Annotated in this window: 10 protein-coding genes; all 10 read right to left on the bottom strand. The window is 37.0% G+C overall.

Annotated features, from left to right (window positions below):
• The 10 genes from GYM62_RS03695 to GYM62_RS03650 all read right to left on the bottom strand — a co-directional run bounded on the left by GYM62_RS03695 (position 1) and on the right by GYM62_RS03650 (position 12,489).
• Positions 1 to 1,146 (bottom strand): TDP-N-acetylfucosamine:lipid II N-acetylfucosaminyltransferase, encoded by a 1,146-nt coding sequence (locus GYM62_RS03695; protein ID WP_219958351.1) that lies wholly within the window; start codon positions 1,144 to 1,146, stop codon positions 1 to 3.
• A 6-nt stretch (positions 1,147 to 1,152) separates the two neighbouring features.
• Entirely contained in the window at positions 1,153 to 1,755 is a 603-nt protein-coding gene (locus GYM62_RS03690; protein ID WP_219958350.1) for an acetyltransferase, read from the bottom strand.
• Entirely contained in the window at positions 1,755 to 2,834 is a 1,080-nt protein-coding gene (locus GYM62_RS03685; protein WP_219958349.1) for a DegT/DnrJ/EryC1/StrS aminotransferase family protein, read from the bottom strand. The genes GYM62_RS03690 and GYM62_RS03685 overlap by 1 nt, the downstream gene beginning before the upstream one ends.
• Complete coding sequence (locus GYM62_RS03680) at positions 2,831 to 4,264, bottom strand: lipopolysaccharide biosynthesis protein (RefSeq protein ID WP_255590531.1); 1,434 nt, start codon at positions 4,262 to 4,264, stop codon at positions 2,831 to 2,833. Before GYM62_RS03680 ends, GYM62_RS03685 begins: the two co-directional genes overlap by 4 nt.
• Before the next feature lie 23 nt (positions 4,265 to 4,287).
• Positions 4,288 to 5,607 (bottom strand): UDP-glucose/GDP-mannose dehydrogenase family protein, encoded by a 1,320-nt coding sequence (locus tag GYM62_RS03675; protein ID WP_219958347.1) that lies wholly within the window; start codon positions 5,605 to 5,607, stop codon positions 4,288 to 4,290.
• Positions 5,608 to 5,625: 18 nt separating this feature from the next.
• The gene (locus tag GYM62_RS03670) at positions 5,626 to 8,187 is read right to left on the bottom strand and encodes an SLBB domain-containing protein (protein WP_219959397.1); all 2,562 of its coding nucleotides are present in this window, start codon (positions 8,185 to 8,187) and stop codon (positions 5,626 to 5,628) included.
• Positions 8,188 to 8,370: 183 nt separating this feature from the next.
• Entirely contained in the window at positions 8,371 to 8,889 is a 519-nt protein-coding gene (locus GYM62_RS03665) for a transcriptional regulator (protein WP_091654539.1), read from the bottom strand.
• Positions 8,890 to 8,994: 105 nt separating this feature from the next.
• Positions 8,995 to 9,369, bottom strand: a complete 375-nt coding sequence (locus tag GYM62_RS03660) for a hypothetical protein (RefSeq protein ID WP_219958346.1) — start codon at positions 9,367 to 9,369, stop codon at positions 8,995 to 8,997.
• A complete protein-coding gene (locus tag GYM62_RS03655) occupies positions 9,366 to 11,789 on the bottom strand; it encodes a penicillin acylase family protein (protein WP_219958345.1) in 2,424 nt (807 codons plus the stop codon). Before GYM62_RS03655 ends, GYM62_RS03660 begins: the two co-directional genes overlap by 4 nt.
• Positions 11,790 to 11,916: 127 nt before the next feature.
• On the bottom strand, positions 11,917 to 12,489 hold the full coding sequence (locus tag GYM62_RS03650; RefSeq protein ID WP_219958344.1) for a DUF2911 domain-containing protein: 573 nt from the start codon (positions 12,487 to 12,489) through the stop codon (positions 11,917 to 11,919).
• Between the last annotated feature and the right edge of the window lie 64 nt (positions 12,490 to 12,553).

Raw genomic sequence — 12,553 nt, 5'->3', positions numbered from 1 at the left:
TTAAAATGCTTGAATTAATTTGACAAGATTTTGAGTCTTAACTAGATAGTTTTCTTTTTTAGATTTCCTTCTCATTAATTCTCGGTTATGAATTTGAATATCACGAGGAAGTGTATTTGAAAAATCAGTTTCTAATCTAAAATCCTCCAAATCAAATAAAACAAATCCCATTTGTCTTAATTCGAATAATAATGGATTCTTGGGGTGAAGATAAACTTTCAGACCTAATGCAAGGCACATATATATATTGCCCAATGCTTGCTGACGGATACTCCCTATTAAGGCAAACCCACAGGTTTTCATCGTATCCAAATAATCACCAAAAGGGATAAAATCCTCCATAGGGAAAAATTGTTCCCCGAAAAGTTCTTTTCCTTTTACTTTAATAGAGCTTTTATATTTTTTTGGAAAACCATAACTAAGAGGAACATATATCTTTTGATCATCTAAAGATTTTTCACGAATCAATTCAAAAAGATCTAAGTGATTATTGGTAATTGCAGCTGAGTTCCCTACCAAAAAATTATTTCCTCTTACGAAATCCTTTCCCAAATTCGAAAATATTGAATCCCCTAGTTCATAATTCCAATCAATATATTTTGCTCTAAAGCGTGGATGCATTTTTTTAATCCTCTTGTATTCATATTCGAGAACTGGAGCAAAATAATCAACCCTTGAAAAAACTTTGATTTTCTTTCTGGATTTCCAGTAATTCCAAACAGGAAGAATTTCGTGAAACTTAAGCTTGGACCTGGTAATTAAAGGCTGGGTAGAGTACCAAAACTCTTTGGTTTTTTGCCCAAGAAAGCTAAGCATGAAAAAATCAAGTAAAGGATAGTAATCATATCCCCATCCAAACCAGATTACCTTTAAATTTTCTGGTAAAACTTCTAGAACTTTCTCCTCAGTATCAGAAATTCCATGAAAAATTGCTGCTTTAAATTTGGAAATAAAAGCTTGATTTTGGACTAATTCATTGATTTGATCCAAGGTACCTGTTTGAACCAATTCACTAGAAATAAATCTTAGATCTGAACTCTCGGAAAGTACCAAATATACATTTTCACCTGGAATTACTTCTTCAAAACACTTTATCGCAAAATCTAAAAATTTGTTATCTCTAGAGATATGAAGGATTTTTGCCATGGTATTTTATTTGGCTGGAACACCTTTAACTACTACGCCGGGTGGGACATCCCGACTAACAACAGAACCTGCTCCGATTACAGCCTTCTTCCCAATTTTAATGTTAGGAAGAATAACTGCACCTGCACCAATCCTTACAAAATCTCCTACAGTAACTTGGCCTAAAATCATTGCTCCGGGGCCAATTTCAACAAAATCCCCTATCACGGAGTCATGATGAATATGTGCTCTGGTGTTGACTAAAGTGCCAAGACCTATCCTGGTTTTTGGACCTACGAAAGAAAATGCCATCGCATCAAATTTACCAACAGCGGTTTTGCTTATTTGACTACTTTCAGCATGTAATGGTTTAAAATATCCACCAAGTTTCTGAAACATTTCAAAAAAATGAAATCTGGTATTCGGTGAGCCAACACCTAATGAAAAATTACAGGATTTTTCAAAAAAAAGTTTTACTTCTTTATGGTCATGGATAACTCGATGCGTTTCATTTACCATCGATAAATTAAAGTTCAACTCATCTAAAAAGACAAATTCTTCATTGGGAAGAAGTTTTTCCCACTCATCTAATATTTCGAGAGCATGCCCTCCTGCACCAGCGATTAACATTAAAAAGATTTAAATGCTTTAATCATAATTCTAGAAATCAAGTCTTGTTCTTCTTTTGTTAATTCGTGATAAAGAGGAAGACATAGGATTCGAGAAGAAATATCATCAGATATGGGAGTATTTCCAGAGACATAATCTAGTTTGGAAAGGCTTGGATAAAAATATCTACGAGGAAAAATCTGATGGTTTTCCAAGATTTTCTTTACATGCAAGGTTAGTTCTTTTGACTCGAGTATCACTGGAAAATAGGCATAATTAAAGCCTTCAGCATCTTGAAGCTTTACATATTTCAACGGAAGCGAATGCAAAGCTTTATGGTAATATTGAGTTTGTTGTTTTCTCCTGTCTAAAATCTGTTTAATAAATTTCAAATTGACCAATCCCATTGCGGCGTGGAATTCAGAATTTTTCCCGTTAATCCCTATTCCGTTAAAGTTTTCAGGGCCATCATGTCCGAAATTTCTCAGAAAAACCATTTGATCGGCAACGTTTTTATCCTTCGTGAATACTGCCCCCCCTTCTACTGTGTGGAATAGTTTAGTGGCATGAAAGCTAGTAACACTAATATCACCATACTCGAAAACCGATTTTCCTTTGTACTGAGTCGCAAAGCAGTGGGCGGCGTCATAAATAATCTTTAAACCATGTTTTGAAGCAATAGCTTGGATAGCATCAATATCACATGGGTTGCCGAAGCAATGAGTAGCTAAAATGGCTGTTGTTTTAGAAGTGATTGCACTTTCTATTTTTCGAGGATCAATATTCAGAGTCTCGGGATGAATATCTACATATACCGGAGTACAGCCTTCCCATACCAAACTACTTGTTGTAGCTACATATGAAAAAGGTGTTGTAATAACTTCTCCCTTCAGGGATAAAGCTTTAATGGCCATCTGAAGTGCAATTGTACCATTCGTGACATAGAAGATATTACATACCTGTAAATACTCCTTAAGGTTCATCTCTAGTTCATTTACCAAAGGACCATTATTAGTCAGCCAATTTCGATTCCAAATACCCTTAAGAATTTTTTGATAATCTTGAATGGGAGGTATAAAAGGTTTAGTTACAGGAATCATTTTTTTGCAAATTCTTTCTTTAAAAACAACAAAGGTTCCAACTTAATTAGCCATGAAAACGACAAATATAAACCAAAGCCAATAATGAACCCTCCTGATATCAATAGAAAGTTTGGCCATGAAGAAAAGGTTTTCAGCAAAAGATAAACTCCTAAACCAGAAACCAAAATTGGAATAAAAATCGGAAGAAGATCCTTGAGTTGATCCTTAATAGAATATCCAATCATTTTCCCTGAATACGACGAATTCAATAAGTAATAAAAGATATTCAAACCGACCTGAAGATATAATAAGAAAAAAATATTTTGACTTATCGCAATATAGAGACCAATGATCAAGGGAATTTTCTTAACTATTTCTAAACCTAATATCAAGTCTGATCTGCCTTTTACTTTTAGGATATTTATATTATAGGAATGAAGAGGGTACATGATTCCTATAACGCAAAGAATTTGAAAAAAAGGCGCAGCTGGCACCCATTTTTCTGTGAGAAGGAATTCAAATATTGGAACAGCGAGAATTCCAGCGAAAGTGAGTACTGGAGCAAGCCAAAACAATATTTGCTGCATCACCACCCGATATGCATACTTAAGTCTTTCGTCTTCATTTTGAATATTGGCAAAAAGTGGGAAGGTTACAGAATCTATTGCAGATGAAATATTTTGAACTGGAAGCTGCTTTAGGCTATCAGCTTTAGCATAAAAACCTAATTGAGCCACAGGAAAGTATTTACCAATTAATACTTGGTAACTATTTCGGAATAATGATTCAAGAAGATTGGCAAAAGTAAGTTTATAGCCAAAACCCAAATGATTTTTAATAATCTCTTTCTTAAATATAAATAATGGTTTCCAACCTGATTGAACCCAAAAGAAAACAGAATTCAAGAATATTTGAATTAAGTTCATATATACCAAAGCCCATACTCCCCAATTTTGAAAAGCGAGAAAAATTCCCAAACCACCAGCTATGAGCAAAGAAGGAATAGAAACCTTCATTTGGGTCTTAAAATCCATTTTTTTGGTTAACCTAGTTCTTTGAACTAAGGAAAGCCCACCAAAAATGAAAGAAAGACAATAAACTCTTACTACAGAAATTAAAATCGGTTGATTAAAAAATTCAGCAATAAGAGGAGCAGTGAAAAATAATAGCAGATATATAAAACCACTGATAATTAGATTTAGCCAGAAAACAGTAGAATAGTCTTCATCATTTGGCTGTACTGATCTGATCAAGCTTGCAGTCAATCCACTATTGATGAGTGTATTTCCAACTGCCATAAAAATGGCCAGCATACCCAAAATCCCGTAATCTTCGGGCATGAGTATTCTGGCCATAATTATAGATAGAATAAAGTTTAAGCCTTGGATTCCAAAAAGCTGAAAAAGACTCCAAAATAGTCCTGCATAAGCTTTTTTCTTAAGGCTCAATTATAGAAGGGATTAATTGATTTTTACTTTGCGCCAATCCCATAATGTACATAGCCCAAGCTGTCTAAATATTTTTTATCGTAAATATTTCTTCCATCAAAAACGACTTTATTTTTCAACAACTTACCTACGACTTCCCAGCTTGGTATTCTAAATTCTGACCATTCTGTTACCAGCAACAACGCATCAGCATCAACCAAAGCATCATAGGCATCTTTGCAATAAGTTACTTTATCGAAAATGTAATGTTCTTTCGCCTCTTCCATAGCTTTAGGATCATAGGCTTTCACTGTGGCACCAGCAGCACGAAGCTCATCAATAATCACAGCCGCGGGAGATTCACGCATATCATCGGTATTAGGCTTGAAGCTTAATCCCCACATCGCGAAGGTCATTCCAGAAAGATCCTCTCCAAAATGAGCTTTTACTTTTTTCGAAAGCACATACTTTTGATCATCATTCACATCTTCCACAGACTGAAGAACTCTCAAATTATAGCCATATTCTCTGGCTGTTCTAATGATAGCTTTGACGTCTTTTGGAAAACATGAACCTCCATATCCTACCCCTGGATAAATAAATTTATTGCCAATTCTTGGGTCCGATCCAATTCCTTTACGAACCATATTGGCATTAGCTCCTACCAACTCACATAAGTTGGCAATATCATTCATAAATGAAATCTTGGTTGCAAGCATAGCATTGGCAGCATATTTCGTCATTTCCGCAGATGGAATATCCATGTAAATAATACGCTCTCCACTCAGTTGGAATGGCTTATACAAACGCTGCATGATCTTTTCAGCCCGCTCATCATCCACTCCAATCACAATTCTATCTGGTCTTAAAAAATCCTCTACTGCAGCACCTTCTTTTAAGAACTCAGGATTAGAGGCAACAGCAAATGGAAGATCTGAACCTCTTTTATCCAAAGCTGCCTGAAGCGTAGCCCTTACCTTTTCTCCTGTTGTAACTGGTACTGTACTTTTGGTAGCCACTACGATATAATCACTCATTTTCTGACCGATCTCATCTGCAACTGCCAAGACATATTTCAGATCAGCAGATCCATCTTCACCTGGGGGGGTTCCAACAGCTATGAAAGCAACTTCAGCGCCTTGAATCGCTTCTCCCAAATCAGTACTGAAATGTAATCTGCCACTTTTATAATTTCTGACCACAATTTCCTCTAGACCTGGCTCATAGATGGGCATGATGCCATTCTTCAATTTCTCAATTTTCTTTTGATCAATATCCACGCAGGTTACTTCTATACCTACATCAGCAAAACAAGCTCCAGATACTAGGCCTACGTAGCCAGTACCCACTACTGCAATCTTCATATAATAATTTATTATTAGTTAGTTAATTAATCTCTCTACAAGGATCCCCAGAGTAGCAAGACTTGAAGCGATTCCTATCCAACTTGCTGCACTCATCCTTTCTCTTATTGGTTTTCGTGGCACCACAATTTCTGCTCCTGGCTCAATTGAAGGATAATTTTTCAATCCTAAAAAGCTTCTGGTTTGAGCGGCATCTCCGTTGGCATATATGACATACGCCTTAGTTTTTCTCGCATTTTCTGTAAATCCCCCAGCCTTTGAAATATAATCTTTTAAGGATTTTCCACTTATAAATCGTGTAGTAGTTGGGAGTAACACTTCCCCAACCATTCTGACAGTCTGTAATTGTTTAGGAATCTGAAGAATATCCCCTTCAAACAAAATCAAATCTGCTTCTGATCCAGGGTTTTGCATAATATACTCTAAATCTATACCCACTAGATCTTGTTCCTTGTACCTAGAGGCATTTAGAGCAGAGTCAATAGAAATACTATCAGTTGGAACCGAAACTTTGAATAATTGACTCCTTAGTCTTTGTTGTTCCTCCTTTTGCTTTTCTTCTTCTATCTGAGCCAGTTTTTTTTCTATTCTTTCAAATAAAATTTGCTCAGCCTCATTAGTGTTTCTGTTTTTCTCAGGATCCAAATTATCCTTAATTTCTCTTAACCTTTCTTCTCTAATTTCTTCTTCAGATTTCTCTTCAAAATAAATGGTTCTCCTAATTAAACTCGCTCCTTTGGGATAAGCAAAATCTGATAATCCTCCAGCTCTCTTTACGACATCGGAAATGCGTTCATTGGATGAAGAAATAGCAAACTGACCTGGATATCTAACTTCACCCCTCAATGTCACTAATTGCTCCTTTTCGAAACCTGGACTTCTACGGATAAACACATGATCAAATGGACTCAAAGGCATGTTTGACTCCTCTGCCGAAAGTTGTAAGTTGGGATCTATAGTCAGGTTGGTTATTTCAGCGATTTTACCGCTTTGTTGATCCCGAACTCTCCTTGCAATTTCTATGGAGGAATTGGTAGCTGACTCAAGTAATCCACCAGCGCGAAGAATAAGGTCTCCCACAGTCATAGATGATGCATATGGATATGTTCCTGGCAAATTAACCTCTCCTGAAATTTTCACATAATACTCTTCCTGAATATCATATCTACTTGGGACGAATAATAGATCTTCGTTCTTGAGTATTATATCCTCAGCAGTTCCTTCTATGATTCCTTTTAGGTTCAATGGAACAGCAGCTAAAGTCAGATCATCGCTGGTTCTATACAAAGTAGCTCGATTCGTAAAAGCTTCAGGTCTTAAACCTTCTGCCTTTTCAATTAGCTGCTTGATTGTTAAACCCGACTCACCGAGAGCAAATTCTCCCGGTCTATTTACACTTCCTGTTACCTGAACTCTATTAGAAAATCTGTCTAAGGCTTCACCAACTAAAATTTCATCCCCATCTTTGGGAGTAAAAGTATTGAAGTCAGTTTCAGAAACATCTAAAACTTTTCTCTGATTATTTTCTATTCTTCTGACAGTGACCCTGTCTTTATAGGCTTGAGCTGTGAAACCTCCCGTGTAAACAAACAAATCCACTAAGGCTTCATTTGGCTTTACTTCAAAAAAACCTTCTCTTCTCACTGGGCCCGTGATCTCAACTCTTGCCTGTAAAGGCGGTACTATAATCACATCATTATCTTGAAGCAAAATATTTGCACTCTGGTCTCCTTTAGATAAAAACTCATAAATATCGACAGCAGCCACTAACTTCGAATTCCTATATACTTGAATATTTCTAAATGCTCCATTTTCATTAGGGCCTCCCGCAGCATACAGGGCATTAAAAACAGTGGCAAAGGAAGGCAAAGTATAAGTCCCCGGTTTTGTCAATTCTCCTACCATGGATACTTTAATGGATCGAATATTCCCTAACCGAACTTGTAAAAACGTGTTAGGATTTGCTCCATTGAGACCGGAATAAATTCTCCCTAGACTATTCTTTATCCTGACTGTTGCTGCCTCAATTGAAGCCCCGCCAACCTGAACGGGCCCAACATTAGGAACGAATATTCTCCCTTCAGGAGAAACTGTCAAATCATAGGACTGCTGACTTGCTCCATAGACATCAATTAATAATTGATCTCCAGACCCAACTATGTATGAAAGTGGAGTTGGTAGATTTAAACTGGGGCTAAAATTTAGTTGCCTATTGTGAAACAACTTAAATCCGAATATCTTTTTTTGAGTTGGAGTAAGGTCATAATATGGATCTGATTTTCTCAATGAATCAAAAAGATCTGTTTCTTGGTCCATCAAATTCCTTCCTCCCTCCATTTTTCCAGAAGTACTGTTAGTTTGACCTGACATCCTCAAGTCATTGATTCTTTGACCTAATTTATTAGCTTCTAATGCAGGCATACCCCTCTCTCTCGCCAAGGCTACCAATTGGTTAGTAGTCAATCCATTTGCTTCAGCCCTTTTAATAAGTTGCTCTATCTGAGCGTCTGATAAATTATCTACTTTAAGATTTTGAATATCTGACAGGCTTTGAGCCTGTAAAAGGATACTCAACATCATAGAAAAGATGAAAAGACAACAAACCTTCCAGTTTTCGATTAGCTTAGAAATCAGTATGTTTTTCAAGTTGAAGAATTTAGGAAAGAATAAATATGCAAATTTTTCTAAGATTGGCACAGCTTCGCCCTTTCAGTCACAATTTGTGCCTAGCTATTATTTTACTTTTTTGTTAATCTCTCGGAGCTAAACCCCTATTTTATTATCAAACAAAACCAATCCATAGCCTTCATGACGCTCATTTTTAAGCGTAAAAACTACTTTTCGGTCAATCATTTTTTCAATTCTTTTCTTTAGACCCTGGATGTAATCCTGATTCAAATTATCTCCTGTAATCAACACATCAATTTTTCCTGAATCTATTCCTCTGGAAACATCTCCAACAAGCACGACCTGACCAACTTCCCCCATTCTTTCCAGAATCTGTTCCAAAAGCATGTCAAGCCCGAGATATTTTCTGATAATGTCCCTGATATTCGTAAAGAAAGGATGCTTTGTATTTGCGTGGTAGGAAATCTTATTTTTATCAGAGTGCTTCAAAAGGATGCCTGCCTGAGTAAGGTTATTCAATTCCTTACGAATAGCATTCGTAGATTCGCCGAATTCATCAGCCAATCCTCTTAAATGACTTTGATTTCGGTCATTCACAAAAAACTTAACCAGAAGCCTCAGACGAGTCTTAGATGTTATTAAAGATTCAAGCATAAAAAATCATTATCAAAATGAGTAACAAAGGTACTCATTAGAACGAACTGTAAAAATTTAAAACCTTATTTTTCAGGTTAAAAACCCAATAATAAGGCATATAGCTTATCCACCCCTATACAAATTATCAGGACGTTTTTTAGTTATTTTTCGAAATAAACTTCCAGTTAAAGAAGAAAATGCTCCAAAAAGAAAACCTAAAAATCCAGTAAAACCAATTAATATAGGTCCTGATCCTACCCCGAAAATTGAAGCAATTTTCTCAGGAAGTGGACTTCCAGTTTGTATCGAAAGATAAAGACTCAGTCCCAACCAGGATAAACCCATTCCAAGACCTCCACCCCAAAATGCAATAGCATTTCCTGGGTTTAATAAAATAGCTAAAAATGCCAATGCCACCATGACTCCCCAATAAGGGATAAAGGGATTTGCAAAAACTACTATTAAAATTGTTAAAATTAAGAATCCGAAGAATTTCATGGCTTAGGTACAAATGTGGTAATAAATAATGAGGCATCTGAATCGTCAGGTTTTCTCAAATTGAAATTTAAATATTCTCCATTGGCCCATTTTGAAATAAAATTAGCGTAAAACTTACTACCAGGATTCCCTGACTGCCCTCCAGGATAAATTCCAAATGCTTGGATGTCGGGACCTAATTCCACAACCATTCTCCAGCTTGCTCCATGACGGCTTCCTGTTGCATTCAAAATCCCAGAGCCTCCACCAGTATATACATTTTCTACAGAAAACGAGTTGAATTGAGGTACAAGATGTTGAATTTTAGTACGTTTGAAATTTGCCCAAGTATAATCTCCTTCATCTTCCTCCCATTTTTTCATCTCCTCCACCATCAGCTCAAACCCTTTCTTAACATGATCAGAGGCAGTTTCTTCACTGGCTGAATTTCCCCAGTCAAAAATTTGGGAGGCTGGCTCCTCCTTTAATAATTTGACTGTTTGATAATTAGAAGGCCTTACAACAGGAACTCCAAATTCAGCCCATTCTTTCCAAATCTCACTATAAGTTTTAGACCACCATGAAGAAAATAGCGTTGGCCCTTTTTGATTTGGATCTGCATAAAAATCCCAAGACTTCAGCTCTTGCATATATTTTTTCGCGGATTCATCATTAGGTAAATAGGAACCCAATAAATTGATCATCACAGGAAGTGCTTCTGCAGCGTGTAGATAATAATCATCAAATTGCAGAGCCTTCATATCTTCAATTGTGATATTTTCCATTTCCCTTAACCTGTTATTAAGCCTCCTATTTCTATAATGCTCGTAACTATTGTCAAACACATAATATGGGTAAGAAGGGTCTACTGGGTGTTGGTTCGCAGATGAAACAAAACCTCTTTCGGGATTTAATGTACTTGGATTATGTGCATTCGGTATGTATTCTTTCCACTCCATTCGTGGATCCGAGCCGTCCATGAAAAATTTGCCTTGCTCTTTCCACTTTACTGCAAACTTTCCCTGAATCCTCATTGCTATATCTCCCGATTTGGAGGCAAAAACAAAATTCTGTGCGGGGGCAGTATAATTATCTAAGGCAGCATTGTAATCCGCATGATTCTTAGCCTTATTCATCATCAGAAAGGTTTTTTGCTCATTGGAACCTTCATGCACTGTCCATTTCAATGCAAAATTGATATCCTGTCTTTCTGATTTAAAAGTCTTATCATACACTACAGGACCATAATGAGTGTAAACGACCGTATCTATATAACTTTCCTGACCTTTTATTTGAATCTCTTCAATTCGATACTCTGAGTCGCGCCAAGATTCCCCATATTTATAGGATCCCCTAGTTTCATCCTTGAAAGTGATTTTATACCAATCTCTAGCATCCTTGGTGGCATTTGTCACACCCCAAGCTATATTCTCATTAAAGCCGGAGATCACCCCTAAAGCTCCGGGCAAAGTAGCTCCTTTTACTGAATGACCGGGAGTGCTTAATTGCATACTGTACCAAAGTGATGGCAGGTTGAGGCTTAAATGCGGATCATTTGCAAGAATTGGATAGCCGTTCCTAGTTTTTTTGCCTGAAACTGCCCAGTTGTTAGAACCTGTTCCTTCTTCCGGCTGTGGAAGCGGATCAATCACCAATTCATCATTTGGGAAGTTAAGACTATCGGGCTTGGAAACTTGAATAGGTTCAAAATCCCACACTCTATCTGCCTCTATGACTGGATCATTATCTACAGGAAACTCAGGAAAAAGCTTATTCAATAACTCTTTTCCGAGAATCTTTCGCAGGTTTGAATATTCCAAATCACGGTCTCCCACTAACATATCGGACATATATTTTAAGAGAAGAAGGGATTTGTATCCAGACCACTTTTCAGGTCTGTAGTTCAAAATTTTATATTCGACAGGTAATTGCGCGGAAGAAATTTGATCAATGTAAGCATTTACACCTTCAGCGTATGCCTCTACAAGCTTTAAAGTTTCGGGGTCTTTTTCTTTCAAATAGGCTAGTCCTAATTCTGCTCCATAAGCCAAGCCTTTCCTCCTGGTCATTCTATCAAGTTCCAATGCAACAGGGCCAACAATTTCCGAAATTCTCCCAGCTGCCGCCATAGTTTGGAATTCCATCTGCCATAACCTATGCTGAGCTGTCACATATCCCTGAACTCGATACAAGTCCTCTTCATTTTGAGCAAAAATATGGGGAATCAGATTCTCATCATATGTGACTGAAACTGTTCCCTGCAGGCCAGGAATAGCTATTTCATCCTCGGCTATTTCATCCTCACTGTACATGTTTTGCCAAAATCCGTGGTTAGGATCCATCAAGGGGCCCATTGGGGGTGCAGGACCAATTGGAACAGAAGCAAAATAGCCTAAAGCAAGAGTAATTAGAAGAACAAAAATAAAACTGAAGTATTTCATTCGGGCTTTTCTTGATGATGAGCGAATTTAAATTAAACTTTGAATTTTTCTTCAAAAGCTTAGGTAATTACCCATAAAAAAAGGTCCTGAAATAAATTCCAGAACCTTTTCATTTGAACTAATTGATTTATTGAATAATTATCGGGAGTTGTAGCTTTTCCCATCTTATTACTAAACCAGGATTTTCAATATCAATAGACAGCCTTTCCTGTAGACTTTCTCCCCAAACTGGAGTAACCTCCACCCGAAGCACATCATTTTTTTCATCGTACTGGAAATGCCCATGTTCAAGATCCCATTCGGAATTAAAAATCACAGTCCATTTTCCTGATTCTTTAGGAATAGTAAAAAGAGAATATTTCCCAGCAGGTAAGCTTTTGCCTTCTACAGTCATATCTTGACTCAATTCAACATAAGTAGCCTCATTGGCACCAGTTCTCCATACAACATTGTAAGGAACCAAATCTCCCCAAATCTCCCTTCCTTTTACAGCAGGAGAGCCATAATAAACCTTAAATGCTTTCCCTGCTATTTCTCCATCTTTTACTTCCAATGGACTTGGTCTGGAGGATTCCTCAGACGATTCTTCTACACTGGAACCAAGATCAGAAGAATTTGAATCACTCTCTGTTTTGGATGAACAAGAAATTAGGATGCCTGCAAACATGGCAATTACCCATAACCTTTTGAAAGTTGTCATATAGTGGAAATTTTATTTCGAAATAAATGCATAATAACGAACCTGCAAAATCCCTGCCCGTACT

Origin of the sequence: Algoriphagus sp. NBT04N3 (assembly GCF_019443765.1) — a bacterium.
In the GTDB taxonomy this organism is placed as follows: Bacteria; Bacteroidota; Bacteroidia; order Cytophagales; family Cyclobacteriaceae; genus Algoriphagus; species Algoriphagus ornithinivorans.
The sequence above is the reverse complement of the archived record's forward strand: the minus strand, read 5'-3'. Positions and strand labels throughout refer to the sequence as shown.